Genomic DNA, 26,409 nt, shown 5'->3' with positions numbered 1-26,409 from the left:
TAACATAAATATATAATATTCCGCTGAATTGTAAGAAGTCCTATCTTTATTGATATTTAAAAAACACCTACTGAATATGCGGTTTTTCTTGCTGATGACTGTAAGCCTGTTTACATCCCTGCTGGCTATTGGTCAGGATTCCGATCAGTTATTCCAGGAAGCCCGGAAAGCGGCTTTCGACCGGAAAGATTATCCCGAAGCCATCCGCCTTTGCCGGATGGCGCTCGCTAAAAGCCCGGATTATGCGGACATCCGGGTGTTTCTCGGCCGCGTATACACGTGGTCCGACAAAACAGACAGCGCCCGCGCGGAATTCCAGTATATCCTGCAACGGCAGCCGGAGTACGAAGATGCATACGTCGCCATTGCAGACCTCGAATACTGGAACGACCGCCCGCAGGAAGCATTGCAGTATGTGGACAAAGGGCTGGGTTACCACCCTCAAAGTGAAGAGCTGCTGCTGCGCAAAGCGCGTATCCTCGGTTTCATGAAACAACTAACCGCCTCCGCGGAATATGCGAATAAAGTGCTGGCCATCAACCCCGGCAATGCCGCCGCACGGTCTTTGCTGAACGGTATTAAGGACCAGGTAAGGAAAAACAAGCTGGACCTCAGCTACGATTATACGTATTTCGACAAGCGTTTCGACCAGGCCTGGCATATGGCCAGCCTTAGTTATGGGCGGCAGACCAATTACGGTTCTGTTATCGGGCGGGTGAACTATGCCAACAAGTTTGGGGAAAGCGGCGTGCAGGGCGAGGTGGAAGCGTATCCGCGGTTCTCCAATACCTTTTACTCCTATGTCGGTTTCGGTTATTCCAACAGCGACATTTTCCCGAGATACCGCGCGGGCTTTTCGCTGTATGCCAACCTGCCAAAGAGTTTCGAGGCAGAGCTCGGCTTCCGTTACCTTTATTTTTCCAGCAACACCTGGGTGTATACGGCATCTATCGGGAAATATTACCGCAATTTCTGGTTCAACTTCCGCACGTTCCTGACGCCAGGGGAAGACAACCTGAGCAAATCCTTCCACCTCACTTCCCGCCTGTATACGGCCGGGGCAGACGATTACTGGACCTTCGGCATCGGCACCGGCATTTCGCCTGACGATCAGCGGAACAACATCAACTACGAGATCAACACCAGCCTGATGACCTACAAAGCGCTGCTGGGCTGGCAGAAAACATTCCTCAAACAAAACATCATCGGCCTTTACGGCACCTGGTATTATGAAGAATACCGGCCGGACACCTATGGCAACCAGGTGAACCTGCAGGTGAGCCTCATGCGCCGTTTCTGATCATTTGTTCACATACTGCCTGTACAGCGAATCAGGCATCAGCTGTTTCGTTTGAACCAGCTGGTTGTTCTTTTTGCGGTAACGCCCGAAGCCCGCTTCCAGCTTGCCTGCGGTATCTTCGTCGCTATCAGGCTCAAGGTCCATATTGGGTAATATCCTGAAAAGAGTGCCGCCGTTGAGCAGGTAGGTGCCCGCCACGTAGTCGGACAGGTCATTCTTGGTTTGCATCAGCGGGTATTGATGCACGTTGCGGAAAGCCCGCGCCGTATCCAAACCGCTGCTCACCCAGGTTGTATAAGGCGGTGCGGCAAAGCTGTATTGCGCTTGCAACAGGCTCGTGAGAGACGGTGCAACGTCAAGATGCGAGGAAATGGAAGAGAATTTTGCGGCGCGCTGCAGCAGCGGCGAATGTATCAGCAGCAGGGTATGATACCGGTCGATCTTCGAGCGCATGGGTATTTCCGGCAACCGGTGATCGCCGGTAATGAGCACGATCGTATTGGCGTAGTCAGGCCGCTGCTGCAGCTGCCGGAAGAAACCGCGCAGCGACTCGTCCATGTATAAAATGGACGCATACACCGCCTTGTATCGAAGATGCGCGGCCTGTTCCTCTTCGGTCAGTCCAAGGGAACGGATGCGCTGCTCAGCCATGGCATCGTAGCGGGCCTGGTTGGGTACTTTGAAAGGGGAATGGGTGGAAACGGTGAGCATCACGTCCAGCCGCGGCTGGAGGGAATCTGCGGGTGTCGCGTCCAGGTATTTCCGGAACAGCGCTTCATCGGAATAGCCCCAGGTGAATCCGCCGCTGTTCACCGGCAGCAGCTCATATCCTTCGCCAAAGTTATGTTTGCCGATAATGGTATCCACGCCCTGGTTCTCCGCGAACTGGTCCATCTTATCGAAACCCGCTTCCCCGGCGTACATGAAACGTGTATAATAGCCGTTATGTTTGGCGAGGTTCATCAGCGTAAGCGCATTGGGCAGATCGGGCGCCAGCTCGGCAAAACCGTTCTGCGCAAACGGCAGCGACCCCAAAATGGAAGGCAGCACGGCAAACGTGCGCCCGCCGCCGCTCAGGAAATTCTCCCAGTACAAACTGCGGCCTGCAAGCGAATCCAGGAAAGGCGTGAAACTGCCGAGGTATGCGCCCTGCCCCGAAAATGCGCGACCCAGCCCTTCCACCAGCACGATCACCACGTTCGGCGGCCTGCTGCCCTGGCGGAAATACGGCAGCAAAGTATTGCCGGGCGGCGGCGTATGCAGGAAAGGATATTTATCGGGCTGCACATATTGCACACGGAACAGCGTATCCGCCGCCATTTCTTCACCCAAGCCTCCTTCGCCAACGGCAGAAGGAAAAAAATACTGCTGGCTGCGCGTCAGGAAATACCCCGTTTTATTCAAGATGATATTCCCTGCGTATTCCGAACGGATGCCGCTGCGGGTAAGCGCTTTGGAAACCGGTATCCAGAAGAAGAAAACCGCCACCAGCACAAACCAGAATCCCCTCCTGTCTCCTTTTATTTTTTTCCTGTATAACAATATCATAGATACGACTGCCGCAACAAACACCGCTGCCAGCCCGATGAGCGTAACTGTAGGCAAGCCGCCGCCCGCGGCCGCACCCACCGTCTGCCTGATATCTTCCATAGAATAACCGTACAGATCGGCGCCCAGCGGCACACTCGTTTGCTGGAAATAAAGGTTGAGCGCAAAGCTGATTATCACATACAGGCTGATGAGCGTGAGGTAAAAAATATCCCCTGCCCTTTTGCTGACAAACATGTACAACAGCAGGTACGGTATCACGATCCAGCGGATGATGCTGAAGAACGTAAGCACGTCAGCCCACAACGCCCGCGGCACAATGACGGCCGGCGAAACCGGGAGCCGCCCGATCATGGCGAGATCTATGGCCCTGATCAATACTATCAGCAGCAACAGCAGCAGCGATAACAGCAGGAAGCGGTTGAACGCGGGTATCCAGAAATGCAGCTTGGGGACTTTCATATAGTTCTATCTATTCTTTGCTGAATAAGCCCCATCACCAGCGCTACTTCCGCGGAAATTTCCTCCAGCAGGGAATACACGGTGTCGGGATCAAATGTTTTCATACGGTCGAATTCAAGAGCGAGGCGGCCCAGCTCTCCCAATCCTGTGCTGGACGTGGTGCCGCGCAACTTATGGCCGATAGCGTTCAGCCCGGCCAGGTTCTCCTCCTTCACAAACTGCTGTATGGCCTCCACGGCCTTTTGCAGCTCGGAGCGGATCAGGGCAAGGATTTCCTTCCCCACATTATCTTCTCCAAGGTATTCTATCAGTACGTTTTCATTAAAGTGTTTCGACATGTCTTTCTCCTCGATGGTTTCTTCAGGCTGCCGTTCTCCGTTTCCGGTCAGCCATTTCCGTATTTTTTCAGACAATGAGGCCTCTACGATCGGTTTGGATAGGAAGTCGTCCATCCCCGAGGCCAGCGATTTTTCCCTTTCGCCGCTGATGTTTCCCGCGGTGAGGGCAATGATGGGCACGCGCCCGTTGCGCTCCATTTCCCTGATCTTGAACGTGGCTTCATAACCGTTCAGCTCCGGTATCTGGATATCCATGAGGATCATATCGGGCATGCGGTGGCGGCAGATCTTCACGGCATCCAGGCCGTTGCCTGCCTCAACAATGGTGGCCCGTGGCATAAGTTTGTGGATGATGGTCTTGGTGAGCAGCATGTTCACGGAATTGTCTTCCACCACCAGTACGCATGCGGTGGTTTCCCGCATCTTGATTGCAGCGTCGTCCGAAAGTTTTGGAGCCGCTTCTGTTGCTTCGCCCGCGAAGGCATGGTCTGCCTGCAGTTTGAGGTAGAAATAAAAAATGCTTCCCGAGCCGGGATAGCTGATCAGCTGCAGCTTGCTGCCCATCAGCGCGAGTATCTTATTGGAAATGGCCAGGCCAATGCCCGTGCCGCCGTAACGTTTGGTGGTAGATGCGTCTTCCTGCGCAAAGGCTTCAAATATCTTCTCCTGTTTGTCCGGCCGTATGCCAATGCCTGTGTCCCGCACTTCGAACTTAAAGGTGATCTCGTCTTCTTTCGGGTTGGTAAGCGCTGAAATGCGCAGCTTGACGGAACCTTTTTCAGTAAACTTCACAGCATTGCCTAACAGGTTCACCAATACCTGTTTCAGGCGGAGCGCATCGGCGAATATGAACCGCGGGAGATCGCCGGAAATATCGAGCACAGCCTCAAGGCCCTTTGTGGTGGCCTGGAACGTCACGATGTCCATGGCTTCGCGGCCCATGTCAAACAGGTCTGCCCGTTCAACATTCAGGTCCAGCTTGCCGGCTTCAATTTTGGACAGGTCGAGTATATCGTTGATGATGCTCAGCAGTACGTTGGCAGACTGGTGAACGATGGAGATATATTGTTTCTGGGTATTATCCAGCTGGGTTTTCATCACCAGGTCGGTAAACCCGATGATGCCGTTCAGCGGCGTGCGGATCTCGTGGCTCATATTGGCCAGGAATTCGGATTTGGCGCTGCTCATTTGCTCCGCCTGCTGCTTGGCGGCAATGAGCGCCTGTTCCATCCGCTTTCGTTTGGTAATATCGGTGGCGATGCCGAGGTATCCTACAATGTTGTTCCTGAAGTCGCGGATGGCCGTCATTACCAGCGACACGATGCAGCGCGAGCCATCTTTTTTTACGTATATCCACTCGCGTTGTTCCGAACCTTCTTTTTCCGTTTTGTACACGAAAGCGCGCATCCCTTTGATCTCCTTCCCGGTTTCGCGGGACAGCTCCCGCGCCCTTTCTTCCAGCTCTTCCGCGTCGTGCACAACGGCGGCAGACTTCTTCCCGATCATTTCGTCGGCAGTGTAGCCCAGCATGCGTTCCGCGCCGTTGTTGAACAGGGTGATGGTGCCGCTTGTATCCGTGGCGATCATGCTCACTTCGGAAGCTGATTGCAGCACTTCCTGCAACAGTTTCCTGGAATTGGCAACTTCCAGCTGGGCCAGTTTTTTCTCGTTGATGTCCTGGTAAGAGCCGTACAGCCGTTTGCATACACCGTCTTCAAATTCGGCATGCCCCTGCACGCGCACCCAGCGTTCCTTGCCCTGGCGGGTCACGATCTGCACTTCCATATCCCAGCTTTTGCCGGTGCGCATGGCGCGGTTGATGGCGCGCATAACGGCAGACTGGCTTTCGCCTTTTTTGAAGAAACCAACGGCTGATTCGAGGTCTGGCTCATAAGAGAGAGGCACGCCGTGCAGTTCCTTGGTGACGTTGGTCCAGTAGATCTTTTCTTTTGCCGTTTCCGCCACCCAGCCGCCTACACGGGCCACCTGGTTCGTCTGTTCAAGCATTTCCGTGGTGCGCGCCAGGTCTTTTTCGAGCAGGTAACGGTCTGTGATATCAATAGCGTTGGCGATAACGAATGGCTCTTCGTTCAACGCCTGTTCCAGGTAATTGCTGTACATCCAGATGCGGCGGGAGCCGTTGCGGTGAACGGTGGTCATCTGCCCGGAGGTACGCCCTTTTGTGCGTATCTCTTCCAGGTATCGTTCAAATAAAGGGTAATGGCTGGTCGGCACAATGTCCCGCAGGTTCTTGCCGATCAGTTCTTCCGTGCTGTAACCCAGCAGGTTGGCTCCTGCGCTGTTAACCGACAGGAAGTTGCCTTCCAGGTCGTGCGTGCACATCAGGCCCTGGCTGTGCTCAAAAAAGGCGCTGAGCTTCTGCTGGCTTTTCTCCAGCATTTCTTCCTGTTTTCTTTCTTCGGTGATGTCGCGGCCTATGGCGAAAATATTGCCGCTGGAGGGCTCGGAGTTCACGGCCCAATGTATGACCCGGTATCCGCCGGCGGCTGTCCGCATCCGCCGGGTAAAGCTCACGGTAGCGCTGCCCTCTGCAAGGGCTGCCAGGCTTGCGGTGGCTGCGTCCAGGTCGTTGGGGTGAACGAGGTCCAGCACCGGCATACTCAGCAATTCTTCTACGCGCCAGCCCAGTACGCGGCTGAATGAAGGATTCACCCGCCGGAAATAACCATCCATGCCGGCAATACAGATCAGGTCCTGGGAAAGATCAAAAAGATTTTCGAAGTGCTGCAGCTCTTCATTTTTCCGCCTTTCAGCAATAAGGGCAATGACGGTTTCGGCGAGCAACTGCAGGCTTTCTTTCTGGTGCGTGTCCAGGCGGTTGGGCTTGCGGTCGGAAACGCAAAGCGCGCCCAGCGCGAAGCCGTTCTTATCTATCAGCGGGTAACCCGCGTAAAAACGGATATGCTCTTTCCCTGTTACGGACGGCCAGGCGGAAACCCTGCTGTCTTTCGTAGTGTCCGGTATTTCCATCAGCCCGTTTCCCAGAATGGTCAGGCTGGAAATGGATCTGGCCCGGGGCGTCTGGTGTATAGGCATACCCGTGGCCGCTTTGGTCCAGCTACGTTTTTCGTCGATGAGTGAAATGAGCGAAATAGGCACACCGCAGATGCGGGAGGCCAGCTCAGTGAGTTTATCGTATTCTTCTTCCCGCGCAGTGTCCAGGATATGGTAACGATGCAGCGCGGCAAGCCGTTCTTTTTCATTCGGCGGAACAGGCGGTGTATTCATATGGCAGCTATCCTCAGGGATATTGGTTGTCCTCTCTCGATTATAAATTTAGGCAAAAATAAGAAAAAGCGCCGTAGAAGAATCCCCGGCGCTGTACTAACGTATCTTATGAAAACACTAAAATTGCTTAGAATACCGCAAAGATCGGCTGTTGCGCGGCTTGCGGAACTGACCTGCGTCATGTCGGGCCATGATCCTGGTTAGGCATCCTACTGTTGTTCGGAATCCGCCACCAGTGCCAGCGCCGAAATCTTACGCCAACATCGCTTCTTTCAAATATGCGGAAGCGTAGGGCGATTGCAGCACCTGGTCGCGGAACTCCGGCCTGCTTACCTCGGCTTCCACGGCTTTGGGGTCGCTGAGGTCCAGGCGGGAAAACAGGGCGAAAAACTGTGGGTCCGTTTGCAGCAGGTGCAGCAATTCCATGGCCAGCGCTTCCGGCGACGGCTTGGGTTCCCCGCTGCGGAACAGCTTGCGGCGCTTGAAGAACGAGCCAACAGTTTCCACCACGCCAAACAAAGTGCTTTCCGCGGAGGGCGATTGTGTGAGGGCGCTTTCGTCTGCCACCGGCACCTGCAATGCGTCCCAGGCTTTCAGGATGCCATTGCCGTAGTATTTTTGCCATTCGGGAAACAGCTTCTCCTTTGCCGCCGCGGTATACAGGGCATGGCGCACGGCTTCCACCTTCAGCCATTTACGGCCTTCTTCATAATAACCTTTCTGCTCCATTTCTTCACGATGAAAGGCAATGTAGAGCGCCGCAGCAGCGGCTACCTGCGGCGTGGCGGACGAAGTGCCGCCTCCGCTGCGCAGGAATTTATGTTTCGTGGAAGCCCAGGGCGTATTCGGCGTATAGGCAGCCAGCGCCCGCGTCATGCGGGATGCCGGGCCCCAGGAGCCCTGCATATATTGCGTGCTGATGGCGCGCTCGCTGCCGGGCTGCAAAAAGTCCACATCATAAGGCTTATGGTTGTACATCGCTCCGGTAGCGGCAATCACCCGCTCGAATGCAGCGGGATACATCACGCACTTGGGCAATAAGTTACCCGTGCCTTTGTACCAGCAATTGCTGGCGGCAGACACGATCACGATGCCCGCTTCGTATGCCTTGTTCACGGCCCTGGCCATACGGTTGCTGGGTTTGCCCGCCATGCTCATAGTCACTACTTCGCAGCCGGTTTCTATGGCGTAGGAAAGCGCTTCGCTGAAATTTTTGTCGTTCATGATCACCACGGATTCCGAAATGCGCATGGGTATTACCTCTGCCAGGGGCGCGCCGCCGATGAAACCTTCGTATTCTTCGAAAGTGTCTGCCAGCGCCACTTTGTTGCCGGCCAGCAGCACCATGGTGCCAAGACCATGACCGTCCTGCCCTGATTCAGGCTTGTCTATCGCCTGTGACGGATCTTCTTTTTTTACAAAACTGCGTTGCCTGGCCGCGTCCAGCTTAGCCGGCAGGGCCGGGTGACCGGCGATGTAGCCGGTATCGAGATGGGCGATGCGCACATGCGCGCCGGGTTTGGCGCTTACGGCTTCGCTGGCTTTTTTCAGCTGGGAATGGTCATCATCCAGGTGCCAGCCGATCTTTCCCTCAGGATGCGCAGGCGGCCATTCGCGGATGAAATCGGGATTATTGGCGTCCCCTTCGCGGGTGGCCCGTTTATCCTGCGCGGGATTTACGCTTAGCACAGGCTCTACCCTAGCCTTCCAGCCTTTCGCCAGCAGTTCCTGCTGCAGCGCGTGCGCCGCGCTCCAGGCATGCTCATGGGGCGTATTTTTAAGCTCAACCAGCATGCTGTTGCCATCCTGTTCCAGCACTTCAATGTCTTCACCGCCGGTAAGGCCGGCATCAGGTTTTTCTTCGAATTCGATCAGCAGCTGCGCGTTCTTTTTCACTTTCACGTTGTCCCATTGCTCTTCCTGTGAAATATCGCGGCGGACAGGGTCGGGGCGCAGGTCCGGCGGGCGGGAACCCTTTACCTTAGCTGCATCGGGGATGCTGATGGTGAAAGGGAATGCAGCGTCGAAGGCAGGAATGATGCTGCCGTATTGGAAAAAGTTGGGGCGGGGGAAATAATATTTTTCACGGATCTCGTCTATCAATGTTTCCGCCGTGGCCTTTTTCATGGAAGGCTGCTCAAACAGCTGCATGAAGGCTTCTGTGAAAATGCCGTTGGTTTCGCCGTCGTAGGTGGTCTGATCGTCCTGGCAGGCGGCCATCAGCTTCACCGCGGCTTTTACATTGGCGGCCTGCGCGGTTTTCCGGTATTTTTTCTGCAAAGGTTCGTACACGCTTTCGGCGAACCGCGCCATCACGTCCTGCTCCGCTTCCAGCGGCAGTTTGCGGGAACGGAGGCCTCTCGCAGCCGCGCTCCTGTTCAGGCCGGCTTCCAGCAGGGCGCTCAGGTCCGATTCATCCGGCAGGGCGCGCACCATGGTACCGGAGTGGCAACTGTCGGACACTACCAGGATGCGCGTGCCTTCGCGGAAACCCCGGAAGGCTTCGAACAGTTCGTCATCCAGCAGTTCGCGGTCGTACAGGCACCAGGTCTGGTCGTTCCTCTCCTGGTCAAACCCTTCCGCTTTTTCATTCCTCACCTGGCTGCCGTGGCCGGCGTAGGTGAGCAGCAGGATGTCTCCCGGTTCCATTTGTTTTGCATGGGTATTCAGCGCATCCAGCACCGCAATGCTGGTGGCGGCGGCGTTGTGGAGGGAATGCGGCTCATAGCCCAGCCCGCGGGCATAGGATTCCCAGAAAACGGCATCGTTGACGGCGGCTTTCAGTACGGGCACACCGGGATAGTGTTCGGTATCGAGCTTGTTGAGCCCGATGTGCAGGGAATAACCTTTAGACATATCATTGGGGTTTTAAGTGTGGTGAATCAGGTTCATTAACGCGTTCATGCTGGCCGGTTCGCGGAAGTAGGAAAGATGGTTGCTGGCCACTTCCTGCACCTGCTTTCCCTTATCCAGTGCGGGTATGGCGAACATGCTCTTCAGGGTAACGGCCATGTCGTTGGCCTCTTTGTCGTACAACGCGAAAGACAGTCCCGGGTATACGACCTTTTTCGTTACTACCGCCGCTATTTTGCGCAGGAAAAAATCATCGCCTGAATAATTCTCCAGCAAAGCCGTGTTTCCGGCAATGATGTGGTATTCCACGCCGGGCTTCATGGGCGAAAGGGCCAGGTCCTGCAGCAGCGGCGAGCCGGGCGACAGCTCTTTCAACGTGGTGCCCGGGTTCAGCTTCAGGTGCTTCAGCAGGTACGCCAGCCCGGTAATGGCGTATTTCACCGGCCCGGTAATATTCAGCGCCTGTGTGAGTAAGCCGGTTGCCGTGCCGCTCAGGCCCGCCATTTCGGAGCCGGAACAGGGCGAGCCGACGAGGATCAGTTTTTTTACATAGCCGGTATCTTTTATCTTTTCCGTCAGCCAGCGGGCCACCAGCCCTCCCATGGAATGCGCTACGATAGTGAGTTCCGGCATCCCGGGCTGGCCCATTCCTGCATCTTTCAACGCTTTGTCCAGCAGGGCGGCGGTAGTGGCCACGGGGGTGGAAAGGTTTTCGTAATCGTAAGTAAGCAGGTAATCCGGCGGCGGGTCCTGTGCCATGAACACTTCTTTCATATACTTCGTATCGCCGATGATGCCGTGTATGAGCAAAGTGGCTTTCGCGCCGGGTCCCAACGCCTGCACTTCCTTCCAGCCGCCTCCGGCTGAAGCGTAAATAGCCAGCGTGTTCGCCTGTTTGGGGCGGAACACTTTTTTGAAATACAGCTTCACAGCAGACATGAGGCTGCGGGAAGTAACGGGTGAAGATGGCAGCTTTTCAACGTAAATATTCCCTTCATCGTCCGCGTATCCCAGCGGCACGTACAATTGCAGCTCGTGATCATAACCGAACGGCACGATCACTTCTTCGCGGTCTTCTTCCTCCAGCGAACGGACGGCCGCCCGTGGAGGCGCCTGCTGTATCACCAGCGGGAAGCCGGGTTCCAGCGCCTGGTCCGTATGCAGCTCCAGCGCGGCGATGCTGCCGTTCAGCCCATTGTCCGTCAGTTCGGTGCCCCAGATGTCCGGCGAGGGCGTGTCGGTCATATCACGTGTATTCGTTTCCGTTAGTGCCACCGCTTTCGCGGAAAAGCCTTTCGGCGCTGTGACGGTAAACGCCCCGAAATCGGCCGTGCCGCCGGATGGCAGCTGCTGCTCGTTCGTTTCCGCCACGCAGGTAACGGAGAATGTAAAAACGGACCATGCGGCCAGATCTACTGCCTGCTCCTCCGCTCCCCCGCCCAGGTCCCTCACCCCGGCCCTCTGCGGCGCCAGGTCCAGCTCCAGGCCTTCCTGTTTATAACGGCTCACTTCAAATTCGGCGGTAGATACAATGATCTTCAGGTGATCTGTTACTTCGCTCACCTGGTAGTTTTTATAAGCGGGATCGATGCTGACGGGAATAGTAGCGGAAAATTTATTGTTGACCGCGTACGTCAGCGCAATGCCTTCACCGGGCAAAAGAGCCGGCTGGTCTTCGCGCACGAGGTCTGTATAAATGCCGTATTTACTGCCCAGGTACAACACCTGTATGAAACAACGTTCCACCGGCGCATCGTTTTTTAACGTGACATGCAGCCGGAACGCAGGATGACGGCCATTCCTGTAGTGTAAACGAATGTTGTCCCCTTCCGCCTTTTCTCCTTTCGCATTTTCACTAAGGGCCTGCCCTTCCACGATTTCCCAATCGAACTTAAAATGTTCTTTGGTGAGCAAAGGATCGAGGTGCTTCAGTTCCTTTACCGCCCGCCAGTTGGCGATGGTATTAATTTTTTCCAGGAACAGCGCGGCGTTCCGTTCCCTGCGGAATAACGGCAGTTCGCCGTTGTAATCAGTGAGCAGGTATTCCCCGCCTTCCAGTTTTTTCACTTTGTACTGCGCGCCGTCCGTGTTGGGCAGGAACGACAAATGCAGTCCCGGGAATGTCCCGGCTTTGTATGCATCCTCTAAAGCCTTGTCTGCACTGCTTTCCACGATCATCAGCGACCGGTTCGCCTTCAGCACGGAAGCCCGTACATCCAGGCTTTCTGTATCAAAGCCTTCCAGGGCAATGGTGGCATACAGCGGGAAAACCGCGGTAACAGCTGTATCTGCCGTCTTTTTCCCGTCTGTCACCCGCATTACATCTCCCACGGCAATGCCGTGCAATTCGCCGCCATACAGCTTCCATGTTCCTTCCATTTCATTGAAGCGGACTTCATACATAGGTTTATAAGGTTGTATGGAAGAAGAAAGGAATTGCTGGTCGAGGTCCGCATCGTTCAATGAAAACGCCACGGGATGCTGCCTGTCTGCCCGGCTGCTGACGGTAATGGCCAGCCGCTGCACCAGGTCGCGGTAACTGGCGGCTGTGCCCCCGGCGCGCAATACTTCCGCGAGCTTGCCGGTGAACAGTCCGCCGCGCATGGACTCCTGCGCTTTTTCATCGCTGCGGCAGGCGGCCAGGTGCACATAACGGGGAATCGTGATCGTGGCGCGGCCTTCTTCCACCGTATAAAAATCCATATCGCCATAGCCGATAAAATCTTTGAACGCTACTTTATTCCGCGCGGAAGGCTGGAAGCGGAACTGCACATCGTCTTCGTTCACCAGCGCGCGGGTATTATTGCCCGAGTGGCAGCAGTCCATGATCACGAGGCAATGCGCTTTCGTTTTCGAAAACGCTTTCCAGATAAGGTATGCCAGCTCTTTATCGACCAGGTCGCGGGCGGTGGTCCGGCTGTCTGCGCATACCAGCGTTTCCAGCTTGCGGCCGGGATTGGCATAATGAAACTCTTCCGGTGCATCGGTTTGCGAGCCATGGCCGCTATAGAACAACACACAAATGTCTTCTTCGCCGGCATTATCAAAATGAGAGAACAGCTTGGTGGTGATATTGGCGAAAGTAGGCGCTTCGTATGCCAGCTCCGTTTGCTGCGATCCGCGGTAGGCGGCTATCTGGCGTTCATCCGCCGCATTGGGCGCCAGGTAATAGGCCGGGAGGTATTGCATACCGGGTTGCTGGGCTGCCTGTTCGCGAAACAGCAGGTCCATTTTCAGCACATCGTGTATGCATCCGCTGAGCGCGCCCTGTGAATAGGCATTTATGCCCACGAAAGCGGCATAAAACTTACGTTCTTGCATATCAGCTAATATTTTAATGCGAAACTACGGGGTTACGGTTATCCTTTCTGTCGTTGTATGCTTTGAGGTCATGTCAAACCTACTACTTTATTGAGGCTCAGACAAATAAAATTATTATTTCCTGTAAAATTCGTAATTTACATTGCATTGTTACTCCAAAAAAGTACACCGGGAAGAACCGGTTCAGAAGATCGTGCGCAAATTTAGCAACATTATTTACCCCGAAGCATGAGTCATGAAAACGATCATTATTTCCTTTGCGAACAGCACGGATGCACCACTGAAATCCATTACAGCTGAAGACGAAGGCATCCACGGCATCCTGATCGCCAACAGGCGCGGCAATTTCAACGTTCACCGCGAATCATACGCCACCATCGCCAATATGAACACGGCTTTCGGCGCATATGGCAACGAAGTGGGCATTTTCCATTACGGCGGGCATGCCGGGCAAACTTCCCTCCTTTTCAACGACCAGGAAGCCAACGGCGTGGGCATTGCCTACCAGTTGAAACCCAGCATAGACAGCGGCAACCTCAAGCTCGTGATCCTCAACGGGTGCAGCACCGCCAAACAGGTGAACAAACTGCTGGAGCTGGGCGCTCCCGCTGTGATTGCGACCAACTGCCCGATAGAAGACGGCGCCGCAGGCATCTTCGGCGTGGAGCTGTTCAAAAACCTGGTGCAGAAAAGAATGAGCATCCGCAGCGCTTTCACCGCTTCACTGGCGGCCGCGCAGGTAGCTACGGCAGCGGCGCTGGGGGTAGACGAGCCTTTGAACCGCGACCTTCATCTTCCCGGGGAAGCACCCCGTGAACCATTCTGGGGATTGTTCTATAAAACGGCCAACGCGGTAGACAACAATCCCCTTCCCGTGGCAACTGAAGCGGCCCCTGAGAATTACGAACCCAACCTGCAGTTGACCCAATCCATCTTCAACGCCCTCGTAGCCGATAAAAACGTTCCCGCAGAGCAGCTCAATATCCGCAAACAACAGGAGATCATTGAAGACAACGTGTTCCAGAAAACGATCATGGACGTGTTCCCCCATCCCATTGCCATCCAGCTCAAAACGCTGTTTGCCGCTGAATACGGCGCAGAAGCGCTGAAGCAGCCGGGGCGCAGGCGGCTGGAGCAGATCGGGCGGGTGTTCCACATCACCGCCGAATTCATGGGCATCATTATGATCTCCCAGCTGTGGGAACTGAAAGTGACCGGGCGCGTGAAAACATTCCCTGAGCCGATCGCGCAGCTGCTGGAGAGTTATTTTTCGCTGAACATAGACGAGCGCTCCGTTTACAACTACAGCAACCTGATCCGCGACATCCGGAAATACATCGATTCACTCGGCGATGTGAATTATTTCGTAAGCGAGCTGGATACCCTGCGCGAGGAAGACCCCGCCAACCGCCCGTTCAAAGAAGCCTGCGAATTCCTCACCTACATCCGCAACGGCACTTATTTCACCGTGGCCAATCCCAACAAGCCGGCCGTGATCAAAGATGAAGAAGTTCCGGAACTGTGCCTGCGCGCGGAAGCCATGCTGTCTGCCTTCTTCGAAAAGCTCGGCTTCCTGCACCGGTATACGCTCACCAGCATCCAGAACATCCGCATCAATAAATACCGGCACGATACGTTCACCGTGTTTGACCACCAGGTGGTGAAACTGATGAACTCCAACGCCAGCCACGAAGTGAATTATTACCTGCTGGCCAAACACCTGGACAACAGCGGCGTGGTGCTCACCAAACAAAACCTCACCGTGTTCAACGTAGAACGGCGGCAGTGGCGGGGCGATTCGCTGGAATTCCTGAACCTTTCGCCGCTGGTGATAGACATCAATTCCTTCGAAAGCAAGGCAGACCGCTCCAATCTTGTATTCTACGGCCAATACCGCGCGGCAGACGATGTGTATGTGTTCCGCAACGTGAGCAAGATCGACGATGAGATGAACCGCGTGGAGATCAATATCAACCGCAGGTTTGGCAGAACAGAGCAGCAGGAACAGGGGCGCTACGAAGCCGTATGCCAGCAACTCACCGCGTTCAAACAGCTTGCTTTGCAGGCCCTGGAGCCACAGGTATAACGACGAACGGATCTTTCCAAATAAAAAAAGCGATAACCCCTCAGCCAGATGGAACCGATCATCAACAGCCCCTTTAAATTCCTGGACCCTTACGGAAGGGACGATTACAATATTTTCTTCGGCCGCGACGAAGAGATCAGCCAGCTGTACCAGCACATCCACAAAAACAGGCTCGTGCTGGTGTATGGCACCAGCGGCACCGGCAAGACCAGCATTGTGCAGTGCGGCCTGATGAACAGGATGGACGATACCGACTGGACGCCGTTCTTCATCCGCCGGGGCGACAATATCAACGACTCGCTCCTGAGCAACCTGAAACAGGCCGTGAACAGCAAAAACGAAGTGGAGACCGGCGTTACCGCCGCGCTTTCCGGCAAAAGCGTACTGGTGCAGGCGCCCAGCCCGCGCACCGCGCCCATCCTCAAAACCAGCAACGTCAGCGACCAGGTATACGACTCGCTCAAAAGCGTGAACCTGCGTTATCTCCGTTCCGTTTACCTCATCTTCGACCAGTTTGAAGAACTGCTGATCATGGGCAGCGATGCGGAAAAGAAGACATTCATCAGCATCATCGACCGGATACTTTCAGACCCTGACCTGCAGTTTTGCAGCCTGCTGTTCATTATGCGCGAAGAATTTTTCGCGGGCCTCAGCGAATTCGAAAAAGAGATACCCGACTTCTGCGACCGCCGCCTGCGCATAGAGCCCATGAATGCGCGGAACGTGGAGGAAGTGATCACCCGCAGCTGCGAAAAATTTTCCATCAACCTGCAGGAAGGCCCTGAGAACGCGCGGCAGATCATCAGCATACTTATGGAAAAGGGCGTGGTGAGCCTGCCTTACCTGCAGATCTACCTGGACCAGCTATGGCGTTCCGTGTATATGATCACGCCCGTGAAAACCATTGCCCCTGGTAAAGATTATCCTGCGCTGACGTTCAACAACGCCATCATCAAACGTTTTGGCGGCATGCAGGAAGTGCTGGAACGGTTCATCCGCGAAAGGATCACCGTGATACAGGACCTACTCGAAAAAGAATTCCCCGGCATCCCGGAAGATTTTGTGAGCAACGTGCTGGACGCGTTTGTGACCTCGGAAGGCACCAAGCGGCCACTGGCGTATATCAGGATCAACAACGGCGTCTGGTTTACCGGGCAGGCGCCGCCATACCTGCAAAAACGGCCGGGCGGGCTGATGATACGCTGTCTTTCCGAAATGGAGAAGAATAAGATCCTCCGGACGGAAGGCCTCACCTACGAGCTGGCACACGATGTGCTGGCGGGGCTGATAGACAACCGCCGCACGGAAGACCAGCGCCGGGCGGGCTTTACCGACCAGCAGATCCGCAGCCGCTACAGCGGTTACCAGAACAAGATCAGTGAATTGCTGTCTAACAAAGAGATCGAATCGTACCGCCCGTATATCGAACAGTTGAATCTTCCCCCGGAGATCATCGCGTTCTATGAGGCCAGCGTACAGCAGCGGGACAGGATCGCCCAGCAACGCGCGGCGGAAGCGGAGAAACTGCAGAAGATGAAGGAGCGGCAGCGCAGGTGGAAATGGGGCTGGGTATCCGGCGGAATTTTACTCGTGGCGGCTACAGGCCTGTATTTCTATTCGCAGATGCTGCGCAGGGAATTTAACCGCAACGAGAGCCTGGTGTTCATGGCCTATAACATGGAAAACCTTGACCAGCTGGAAGCGCTCAATCTCTTCGGGCCTATCAAAGGAAAAGTGTATGGCGAAGATACCAACAAGGTGAACCAGAAGCTGATGGAGTTTATGCAGACGCAGAAGCAGAAGCAGAACATACAGGCCCTGTTCAGCATTTACGCAAAAAACCTGCCTGTATCGCTGATAGAGCCCGGCAGGATCGATATTTCGGAGGACGGGAGATTTATAGCGCTGGACAAAACACGGGAAACACGTTCCATAGTGCGGGATTTCATGCTCTTCGACAACAGTAAGCCTTCAGACAGCGCATATCAACTTACAAATATTACTTATGCTTATTTCACCAACCGTCCTCATATCCTGCTGCTGTACATCGAGCCTTCGGAAGAAATGACGGAGCAGAGAAAAAAGCAGTGGTACAGGGAAAACATACCTACCCGCAAGCTTGCTCCTACGGAGCCGACTGCCTCTTCGCAAGTATCACTGTTTATCCTGTTTGACTGCATTAAAAAAAGAGGGGATACTATCCGCTTCGCTTCTCCCCAGCAACACCTGTACGTTGCGGATCAGGTGGAGGACAAGCCCTTTCCCGAGTCCGAGTTCGATTCGCGCCGCGTCCGTTTTACCGAGAACGGTAACCTCATCGTACCGTACACAGACCTGGACGCCAGTGGTTTCCTGGAAGACAGGCTACAGCTGCGCGATAACCAATACAATCACATTGCGTTCCTGCCTTCATTCACCACCGTTACCACTCCCCGCGACTATTCACAAATACTCACCCTTGAAAGAGGAGAGAATTACGAGGATTACATAAATATCTATAATGCCAGCGGGCAGCAGGTGCACAGGCTCCGGAACATCCTTTTCGCGGATTTTACAGAAGACGGAGCATTGATCTGGGGTGGTGAAAGGGAGTTAAATGTATTGGAAGGAAGGGACACGCTCCGTTTTGATGCGAGTCACAGCGTAGATTACGCATTCGGCAACCTGTCCCTGAAAAAGCTGCTGGCAAGACTGTCCGGGCCAAGTGGCCGGGAGACGCTGGAACTGATCGATATGAATACGCATTCCAGCCAATTGTTCGACGAAATACTGGTAGCAACCAATTTTGAGAAGAATGCATTCATCACGCGCAGCGACGAACCGGAACCAGCGCCTGAAGTTGGTCCGCTGGATACGCTTGCAGGTATTTATTTTAAAAACGGGTTTATGCCTATAAAAAACCCCACCGATACACTCCGGCGGTACGACCTGGAAGGGAAACTCTCCGCCGGGCCCTACACGCACCCTGACGGTGTTGTATCCGTGCGGTATAACAGGATGAAAGATGAAATACTGCTGCTGACCAAACAAAATAAACTCATCATACTGGATAAGTATCTTAACGAAAAAACCGCCATGCAGCTCTCTGCCAATGACCGCTGCGGGCTTTCCGACAACGGGGAAATATTATATTACGTAAGAGATAACTGGCTCTGCGTATTCAGGAATAACCTTCAGCTGCATGTATTCAATCCACAGCGGATTTGGGCGCAGCTGCAACTACCTCCGTTGAAAAAAGAAGTGACGAAACAGCGAAGGAAGGAACTGGGGCTGGAATTCAAGTAACCTTACAACCCGTTCTGCATCCGGTATTGCTCCTGCAGCTTTCCCGGCGCAGCGCCATACCAGGCGCTCTGCACGGCGCTCACCAACAGTGATTTTTTTACTTTCCCGAGGCGCGTAGTGGTCCAGCCCTGCAAGCCCCAGCCGCCTTTTACCGGGTAAAAGCTGTTGCCGTCCTGCCCGCAAAAAGCGGCCTGCACTTCCGGTGTAAAGCCGAAATTGACGGTCTGTTCCGCTTCGTTCACCGTAGCGAAAATGCGTTTTTTGGTGCGGAAGGCCGGGTTGCCCCAATGCTGCACTTCATATGCTTCCGGCATAGACAGGCACAGGGCCCTGAATGTTTCTACTGATATCATGCCCCTAAATTACGGCATGTTCCCAGTCCTGAAATTGTAAGAATCCGACATTGGTTGCGTACATTCGTTTTTATGGAACGGACATCCCCTCATTTCAGGAACGGCTCCTTTCACAACGAGGTGCCCACGGAGATCATGGTAAAGGGCACTTCCACCCTCAAGCTGCTGCTCAAATTCTTCCGGAAGCCGCCCCACGCCTACCCCCCGGCGCCCCTGCCCACTGTGCATACCGATCTGAAGGCAACGCCTGCCGGCGAAACGGCCATTACCTGGTTCGGGCATTCGTCGTACCTGCTGCAGGACCGTGGGCTGAACATCCTCGTAGATCCCGTCTTCAGCGGCCACGCCTCTCCTGTTCCCTTCACTGTGCGGGCTTTCCGGGGCAGTGATGTATACGGCGTGAAGGACCTGCCCGATATCGACATCCTCATCATCACCCATAACCACTACGACCACCTGGATGCACGCACCATCCGCCGCCTGCGCCACCGTGTAAAAGCGGTGTACACCTCGCTGGGCGTGGGCAGAACATTGTCGCACTACGGCATGCCGGCACAGCTGATCACCGAAATGGACTGGTGGGAGGAGAAGGAGATCGCTCCCGGGGCGTCACTCACGGCCACGCCTGCACGGCATTTTTCCGGCCGCGGCCTGCGCCGCGACAGCTCGTTATGGTCCTCATTCGTGTACGAGCACAACGGCCGGAAGATCTATATCGGCGGCGATTCGGGCTATGGGCCTCATTTTAAGGAGATCGGCGGGAAATACGGCCCTTTCGACATTGCCATACTTGAATCAGGCCAATACAATGCCCAATGGCCGAACATCCACATGAACCCCGAAGAGGCCGTACAGGCAGGCTTTGATCTTGGCGCGAAAGTGATCATGCCTGTTCACTGGGGAAAATTCGCGCTGGCCTTCCACCCATGGAACGAGCCGCCGGCGAGGGCTGTGAAAGCCGCGGCGGAGAGAGGCATGCGCATTACCCTGCCAAGGATCGGCGAGCAGGTGATACTGGACATTTCATACCCGGATGCGCGCTGGTGGGAATAGTACTCCCACTTAAAGAAACCCCTGCGTAGAAATACGGATAAATTCAGGTAAATGTTCCCTGTTCCGCGGCTCCCTGTATCAGTAGATTTGCAACATCAATTAACCCCAAAAAAATTAACGAAGATGTCTACTGAAAAGAAACCACTGAACGGCTACACCATAGCCGGTGAAAAACAAACCGTTTCCAATCTGCAAACCATCCGCACGCAGGTACTGCAAGACCGTACCATATTCAACATGCAGGCGGTGGGGCGCAGTTACAAGCTGGCACAGGCTTACAAAAGCGTGCGGAACCTGCGGCTGATGGACCCGAACAAGATCCAGCTGAAAACATTTGCGGAATATGTAGCCGTCAACAAAAAATTCCTGGACCTCGTGCCCCTGATAGAAGAAAAGCCCCGCCCCGTTTACAACGCCAACGAGGCGTACCTGAACACCTACAGCTGGCTGCGTTTCCCCAAAGGCAAAGTGCTGGTGCTGGTGCATAACGACGTGTACACCCAGACCAAAGACCGCGTGGAACGTTATGTGATGGACCTCGGCCGTGACGGCTACTGGGCAACCATCCACGTGGTGCGCGGCGGCAAACCCAATTTCATCCGCAACTACATCAAAGGCAAATCCCCCGTGGGCGTGGTGATGGTAGGCGCCATTCCCGCCGCATGGTTCGAAATGAGCGACGACTTTTACGGCGCCAGCACCGAGTTCCCCTGCGACCTGTTTTACATGGACACCAATGGCACCTGGGCAGATGCCGACGGCGACGGGAAATACAATGCCGTTACCGGCGACGTGATCCCCGAGATATGGGTAGGCCGCATCTGGACGCCCACGCTGGATGGCAACGACGCCGCGCTCATCAACAATTACTTCGACCGCAACCACCTCTTCCGCACCGGTAACCTGGGCCATTCCCGCTCGGCGCTGGCTTACGTGGAAGACGACTGGACTGGCTTCGACGATTGCGAAATGGACCTTATGACACCCGCAGCCTATATTACCAAATACACTAATCCTGACATCACCGATGCGGACCTTTACAAGGAAGAAGTGAACAAAACACGTTCATTCGTGCAGCTTTGTTCACATTCTTCCCCGCACGTGCACTCCTTCCACATTCCTTCCACCGGCACTACCGAATGGATAGACCGTTCTTATTTCCGCGACAGCCGTGCCCCGAATGCGCACTTTTACAACCTTTTCTGCTGCAGCACCGCCCGCTTCACGGAAAATGACTACCTGGGCGGCTGGTATATTTTCGACAAGGCCGGCGGAGAGACCAATTATGGCCTCACCGCGGTAGGCAGCACCAAAACGGGTTCCATGCTGTTCTTCGCGGACTTCTACGATCCCATCGGCAAAGGCAGGTGTATTGGCGATGCAATGGTAGAGTGGTGGAAAGCCCGCGGCTCTGATCACGACCTGGGCGAACGGCAGTGGTTTTACGGCATGAGCATCCTCGGCGACCCGACGCTTACCTGGTGGAAAGGCGCAGTGCCCCGCCCGCTGGAACCCGCGGAAGGCTCCGTATTTAATCACTATCCCCGCACCATGACCTTCAAATGGGCGCCGGTAAACATTCCCGGGGCTACCTACAGCATCGAGATTGATGCACACGGGGCAGTGAACAGCGGAGAATGGGCCGCACAATCTTTCCGGAGCTTTGCAGTATACCATGGCATTACCGGCACGAGCTTTAACCACAATTTCGTCGGCGCCCAGCCGGGCCGCTGGAGGGTAAGGGCAAAGATCGGCGACAGGTATTGCGCATGGAGCTGTTGGTGTTATTTCCGTTTCACCATTTAGGGAGTATTCATTCAGCATAGACAAAAGCAGCCGGCTCGCCGGGCGATGCGCGGCTGCTTTTATTTTGAACATAATATGCATTCAATGCGTTAATGATAATTCAACCATCCCGATCACTGATCTTTTGCAATAGCAAAGGGTTAGCAATCGGAAATGTCAGCTCCTGGAAGACCTCCAGGAGTTTTTTTGTTTATGCCCTTCAAAAATATTTCCCCGGAATTTGGAAAAATAAAATAATGATTTACTTTTGCACTCCCTGAAACAAGATGCCCAGATGGCGAAATTGGTAGACGCACTGTGTTCAGGTCGCAGCGCCCGCAAGGGTGTGCTGGTTCGAATCCAGTTCTGGGCACTAAAATGGACAAATCGGAAATTCTTTTGGTTTGTCCATTTTTATTTTTATGCAAACCCTTTTCCAGCATAAAGATTACTCAGTTGCCATATCAGCTGGGGGCTTCGATCCTACTCCGTCAAAAAATACCTTTTCCCGGATCAATGGCGGCACAGATGGCTGGTGCCGTTTCGCCTTCCCCTTACTCAGCCGGATCATTATTTGTGTCATCGAAAGAAGACTGACCACCTGAGGGATAATTTCCCGTACCTGCCGGTACAGACGGATCGTCCGACAAGCGGGTATCTATATTAATTTCTCCCTGCAACAGCCTTGCAACCGGACAATTTTTTGCGATCCAAAGCAGCCGCTCTTTTTGTTCACCGGTTACGGGCTGACCGAAGGAAACTGTCCTGAAAACCGAGGTCTTGAATGGCTCCGCTTCCTGCAGCATATTCACAGAGCAATGTATGTCCGTAATATTCCATCCCTTCCTTTTGATATACATGCGCAAGGTCGTCAATGTACAGCCTACCAGGCCGGAAAGAACCGTTGTAAATGGATCGGGGCCAATATCTTTACCCCCATTAAACGAAGGTTCATCGAGGATCAGTTGACCTGCACGCCAGTTGACAACAACTTCCTGACGGTCTTTCATAAGATCACCCGTAATGTCTTTGGCGAACAGGCGAAGCGTTGTTTTTTTCCGTATCATGATCTTTAATAAAACTATTTTTATAATATCACAATGTTACGCTTGGGAAGTCAATAGGAACATTTGTGATCGCGTACAATAAGTTAAGCGTGGTGATGTTGCCAACGGCAAGCACCACATCCACCAGGTGCCCCTGATGATATCCCGCCTCGTAAAAGTCCAAGAGAATATCTCCCGCAATATGTCCCTTCGTGAGGGCCATACTATGCGCCAATGCAGCGACGGCACTCAATCTTCCGTCAAATTGAATATCATTTGAGCGTATGTCCAGTACCTGCTTACTGCTGAAACCAATCCGTTCTGCTACTGCGCTATGGAAACTGAGACAATACGGACAACGATTCACCTGGCTCACAACCAGGCTTACAACCTCGCGTTCACGGTAGGTAAGCGAGTTTTTCTGTGTGAGGTAGCTGAAGTAATTTTCAAGGCCGTTTTCGCTGCTGGCGAATGCCACAAAAATATTAGGGACTTTACCAAACATTCCCTTCAGTTCTTCAAATATCCCCTGGTTCTTTTCCGAAACGTCCTGGCCGTCCGGCAATAAAAAGTCACTCATAAAAATTAGTTTATCAAAAAGATCTATTGTTGGAATTATCCAGGCGCGGCAACACAGCTTCCGCCTTTCCAGGGCCGGGCATTTCAACTACAGACCAGCACGAATATCCCCGTAAGCCTCCGGATATTTGTTGAACATCATAGCCACGAAGCCGCATTCCGGTTTTATCCTCAGACCGTTTGCCCTCGCGTAATCAACTACCGCATCAACTAATTTCCTCCCGTAACCCTTTTTTCGCTGGGTAAGGCCAACGCTCGTGTATCCTGCTTTTAATATGCCGGGAGTAACAATAACCATCATTCTCCCGACTTCCTGGCCCCCGACGTTCAATGAAAAAAAAGAAATTCCTTTTTCACCTTCGTGCGTTTCGATCGTTTCCATAATATTAAGTTCTATATTATTAAAAATTCAGCATGTGCCTTTATCCGTCACCCTTTAAAATACCGTTCTTCTACAACCAGGCCGTTTTCCCATACTGAGCGTACAATCTCATGCAAGTAAATATTGCTTCCGTCCCTCATGTCCAAATCCAGGATATATTCTGAAAAGGAGGCATTATCATCTGACGCAGACCGGAGAAGCGTAATCTTCTTCACTGTCTGAATAGAATCTACAAAATCGGTTAGCTTCTTCATCGCCGCTTCCCTTCCCTCGGTTACCCTGCCGTCAAATTCGATAGTCCTGATACCAGGTGCATAGTACTTTTCCGCAGCTTCCGCCAGTTGACCATTTATCACCATTACGTTCATGTTGTTTGATAATTCCTGGATACTTTTTTTCATTGTTATATTTATTTATTGTGAATAACAGTTTTATCCGACAGATACCCGTGTTAATTATTAGTCTGCCCTCCCATATAAATTGACTGCATATGGGCCGCTTAATTCAACAAAACATCAAGTGCAAGCTAATAGCTTGCACTCTTTTCCGCATTGACATTTGTCACAAACGGCGTCTCAGTTAATTGTTATATCAAGCCTGCAATCGACCTGCAATATTTACATCTCTAAAAAATTCCCATCATATTTTTTGTGACATATATCAATTATAAAAAGCAAGATACTTACGTCCTTTACAGGCCTATGAACCAGGGGGATCTTCCGAATTTCAAAAAAACCGGATGTTCCATAAACTCATTATGAAAAATATTTCTATTACAGCGCAAACACTGTTACGCCTTTCATTAGGGGTAGGTTTCATACTACCTGTGCTGGACCGCATTGGTTTACTAGGCGCACCAGGCAGTCCCAACGTATCATGGGGCAGTTGGGACAATTTTGTCACTTATGCAAATAGTTTGATGCCTTACCTTTCTACAAAGGCAGCTTCGTTCTTTGGCCTGGCAGCTACAATTGGCGAAGCGGCATTTGGCATATTGCTCATTGCCGGTTATAAGACCAGGCTTGCTGCCTATGGCAGTTTCGTGCTTACGCTCATGTTCGCGTTAAGCATGTTGTTCTTTGCCGGCTACCGGTCTCCATTCGATTATTCTGTTTTCGTTGTGAGCTTTTCCAGCCTGCTTTTAGCTTCACTTCCCGATAAAAAACCGCAGGAAAACAATACCTGACGGGATAGTAAATTTTGAAATTTTCACCTATTTTTTCCGGGAAGTGAACGGGGCGAGCGCCTTTTTCCATATATCGATGGCGGCGGCCATTTCTATTTCATCTAAAGAGCAGTATCCTATACGTATAAAGTCATTGGGCAAAGAATGCTTCGGCTGGAAAAAATAGCGGCTGCCATCAGCAATTTCCAATCCCAGTCTTCCCGCATTCAGGGCAACTGCTTTAGCACTTATATTCTTCCTGTAGGCTGCCCAGATAGCCAAGCCGCCATTCGGCCGCTCAAACGTTAAATATTCTCCCATTTGCGCCTCCAGCAACCGGCAGGCATTTTCCAGCCGTTCCTGGTAGATCTTATGCGATTTTTTGATGTGCCGGGAGATATCACCGGCACTCAAAAGTTCTGCGATTGCCTCTTCCAGCAACTGCTCACCCTGGCGGTCTATCAATTTACGCAGAGCAGCAGCTTCACTTATTACCGCTTCCGGGGCCACCATAAACCCGATACGAATGCCGGGGGCGATGCTTTTGCAAAAGGAACCTACATAAATGATATGCCCGCCGGTATCCACACTTGCCAGGGGCAAAAGAGGATTGCTTGTAAAGTGATAATCAAAATCATAATCATCCTCAAGCAAAGCAAATCCATACCTGTGGGCCAGGCTCATAAGCCGCATGCGCCGCTCTGCACTAAGGGTCACAGTGGTAGGCCGGTGGTGATGCGGAATAATGTAGATCATCCTGGGCACTTTCCTTTTACACAGCTGCTCAATCCTGTCTACATCAATACCTTCCTTATCTACCGGAATAAATACCAGCCTGGCTCCCGCCAGCTTAAAGGTTTGATTCGCATCCAGGTAGCCCGGTTCGGGTACAAATACTAAATCCCCGGGGCGGATGAGTAGTTGCGCAGTCAGGTAGATTCCCATCGCGGTCCCCTTCGTTATCAGTATTTCCTTTTCTGTGACCTGCATCCCCCTGGTTCTATTTAAAAATTTGGCAAGCTCTGCCCTGAGACGATAAGAGCCTTGCTCCGGGCCGTACATGAGCAACCGGCTTGTAAAGCGGTTCTTTCCAAATCTCCTGTATTCCCGTACCAACTGCTCAATAGGGGCAATCCTCGGGTCAGGAAAACCGTCGTCGATCTTGTACAAAAACGCAGCAGATCCCGGGTTGTCGTTTTCAATATTCGGATCTATCCCTGTTGCTCCATTAAAGGCAGAAGGCTGCTTTATTATCAAGGGAAAACCAGGCTGCCGGCTTCGCATCATTTTTTTGCCGCTTTGATCAGTTACACGGGCAGAGGTATCCGGCAGATGCCGGGAAACATAAACGCCGCTTCGGTTCCTTGCTTCCACCCATCCCTGCGCTCCCAATTCCTCATAGGTCGCCACCACCGTCTTACGATTGAGCTGCAGGGCCTGGGCCAGTTCACGCGAAGAAGGCAATGCCTGCCCGGGTTTCAAGATCCCGCGACATATCAACTGGATAATTTCCGACTCCAGTTGCCGGTATAAAGGACTGTGTTCACCATCTTTATTAAACGAAATTTCAAGAATCTTTTTAATCATAAACTGGACCCCTGTAT

General features: G+C 53.2%; 16 protein-coding genes and 1 tRNA gene. 7 read left to right on the top strand and 10 right to left on the bottom strand.

The window, feature by feature from the left end; genetic code table 11:
• Positions 1 to 76: 76 nt before the first annotated feature.
• The gene (locus R3I13_RS17460; RefSeq protein WP_346319241.1) at positions 77 to 1,300 is read left to right on the top strand and encodes a YaiO family outer membrane beta-barrel protein; all 1,224 of its coding nucleotides are present in this window, start codon (positions 77 to 79) and stop codon (positions 1,298 to 1,300) included.
• Here the strand turns inward: R3I13_RS17460 and R3I13_RS17455 are convergent, their stop codons facing one another.
• The 4 genes from R3I13_RS17455 to R3I13_RS17440 all read right to left on the bottom strand — a co-directional run bounded on the left by R3I13_RS17455 (position 1,301) and on the right by R3I13_RS17440 (position 13,071).
• Positions 1,301 to 3,310, bottom strand: a complete 2,010-nt coding sequence (locus R3I13_RS17455) for an LTA synthase family protein (RefSeq protein WP_346319240.1) — start codon at positions 3,308 to 3,310, stop codon at positions 1,301 to 1,303.
• A complete protein-coding gene (locus R3I13_RS17450) occupies positions 3,307 to 6,897 on the bottom strand; it encodes a PAS domain S-box protein (RefSeq protein ID WP_346319239.1) in 3,591 nt (1,196 codons plus the stop codon). Before R3I13_RS17450 ends, R3I13_RS17455 begins: the two co-directional genes overlap by 4 nt.
• 252 nt (positions 6,898 to 7,149) lie before the next feature.
• Positions 7,150 to 9,753 (bottom strand): S8 family serine peptidase, encoded by a 2,604-nt coding sequence (locus R3I13_RS17445; protein ID WP_346319238.1) that lies wholly within the window; start codon positions 9,751 to 9,753, stop codon positions 7,150 to 7,152.
• A 12-nt stretch (positions 9,754 to 9,765) separates the two neighbouring features.
• Positions 9,766 to 13,071: a caspase family protein gene (locus R3I13_RS17440; protein ID WP_346319237.1), complete on the bottom strand. Its 3,306-nt coding sequence runs from the start codon at positions 13,069 to 13,071 to the stop codon at positions 9,766 to 9,768.
• 235 nt (positions 13,072 to 13,306) lie between these two features.
• Here R3I13_RS17440 and R3I13_RS17435 point away from each other — a divergent pair, with 235 nt between their 5' ends.
• Positions 13,307 to 15,157, top strand: a complete 1,851-nt coding sequence (locus tag R3I13_RS17435) for a hypothetical protein (RefSeq protein ID WP_346319236.1) — start codon at positions 13,307 to 13,309, stop codon at positions 15,155 to 15,157.
• A gap of 48 nt (positions 15,158 to 15,205) precedes the next feature.
• Positions 15,206 to 18,442, top strand: a complete 3,237-nt coding sequence (locus R3I13_RS17430) for an ATP-binding protein (RefSeq protein ID WP_346319235.1) — start codon at positions 15,206 to 15,208, stop codon at positions 18,440 to 18,442.
• A gap of 2 nt (positions 18,443 to 18,444) precedes the next feature.
• On the opposite strand, the gene R3I13_RS17425 is transcribed toward R3I13_RS17430, so the two are convergent.
• Positions 18,445 to 18,795, bottom strand: coding sequence for an MmcQ/YjbR family DNA-binding protein (locus R3I13_RS17425; RefSeq protein ID WP_346319234.1), 351 nt, complete (start codon positions 18,793 to 18,795; stop codon positions 18,445 to 18,447).
• 72 nt (positions 18,796 to 18,867) lie between these two features.
• On the opposite strand from R3I13_RS17425, the gene R3I13_RS17420 reads away from it, so the two are divergent.
• The 3 genes from R3I13_RS17420 to R3I13_RS17410 all read left to right on the top strand — a co-directional run bounded on the left by R3I13_RS17420 (position 18,868) and on the right by R3I13_RS17410 (position 22,006).
• The gene (locus R3I13_RS17420) at positions 18,868 to 19,848 is read left to right on the top strand and encodes an MBL fold metallo-hydrolase (protein WP_346319233.1); all 981 of its coding nucleotides are present in this window, start codon (positions 18,868 to 18,870) and stop codon (positions 19,846 to 19,848) included.
• A gap of 123 nt (positions 19,849 to 19,971) precedes the next feature.
• Positions 19,972 to 21,654, top strand: a complete 1,683-nt coding sequence (locus R3I13_RS17415; RefSeq protein WP_346319232.1) for a hypothetical protein — start codon at positions 19,972 to 19,974, stop codon at positions 21,652 to 21,654.
• 268 nt (positions 21,655 to 21,922) lie between these two features.
• Positions 21,923 to 22,006, top strand: a tRNA-Leu gene (locus R3I13_RS17410).
• 181 nt (positions 22,007 to 22,187) lie between these two features.
• On the opposite strand, the gene R3I13_RS17405 is transcribed toward R3I13_RS17410, so the two are convergent.
• The 4 genes from R3I13_RS17405 to R3I13_RS17390 all read right to left on the bottom strand — a co-directional run bounded on the left by R3I13_RS17405 (position 22,188) and on the right by R3I13_RS17390 (position 24,041).
• The gene (locus tag R3I13_RS17405; RefSeq protein ID WP_346319231.1) at positions 22,188 to 22,700 is read right to left on the bottom strand and encodes an OsmC family protein; all 513 of its coding nucleotides are present in this window, start codon (positions 22,698 to 22,700) and stop codon (positions 22,188 to 22,190) included.
• Positions 22,701 to 22,728: 28 nt separating this feature from the next.
• Positions 22,729 to 23,259, bottom strand: coding sequence for a carboxymuconolactone decarboxylase family protein (locus R3I13_RS17400; protein ID WP_346319230.1), 531 nt, complete (start codon positions 23,257 to 23,259; stop codon positions 22,729 to 22,731).
• An 87-nt stretch (positions 23,260 to 23,346) separates the two neighbouring features.
• Positions 23,347 to 23,640 carry a GNAT family N-acetyltransferase gene (locus R3I13_RS17395; RefSeq protein ID WP_346319229.1) on the bottom strand — a complete coding sequence of 98 codons (294 nt, stop codon included), beginning with the start codon at positions 23,638 to 23,640 and terminating at the stop codon, positions 23,347 to 23,349.
• A gap of 47 nt (positions 23,641 to 23,687) precedes the next feature.
• Positions 23,688 to 24,041 carry a hypothetical protein gene (locus R3I13_RS17390; RefSeq protein WP_346319228.1) on the bottom strand — a complete coding sequence of 118 codons (354 nt, stop codon included), beginning with the start codon at positions 24,039 to 24,041 and terminating at the stop codon, positions 23,688 to 23,690.
• Between the two features lie 338 nt (positions 24,042 to 24,379).
• On the opposite strand from R3I13_RS17390, the gene R3I13_RS17385 reads away from it, so the two are divergent.
• Positions 24,380 to 24,826, top strand: a complete 447-nt coding sequence (locus R3I13_RS17385; RefSeq protein ID WP_346319227.1) for a DoxX family protein — start codon at positions 24,380 to 24,382, stop codon at positions 24,824 to 24,826.
• Between the two features lie 27 nt (positions 24,827 to 24,853).
• Here the strand turns inward: R3I13_RS17385 and R3I13_RS17380 are convergent, their stop codons facing one another.
• Positions 24,854 to 26,392, bottom strand: coding sequence for a PLP-dependent aminotransferase family protein (locus R3I13_RS17380; RefSeq protein WP_346319226.1), 1,539 nt, complete (start codon positions 26,390 to 26,392; stop codon positions 24,854 to 24,856).
• Positions 26,393 to 26,409: the final 17 nt, after the last annotated feature.

Source organism: Chitinophaga sp. YIM B06452 (genome assembly GCF_039655965.1).
Taxonomy (GTDB): domain Bacteria; phylum Bacteroidota; class Bacteroidia; order Chitinophagales; family Chitinophagaceae; genus Chitinophaga.
Note: the sequence above shows the minus strand (reverse complement) of the source record. Positions and strands in the feature narration are given on the sequence as shown.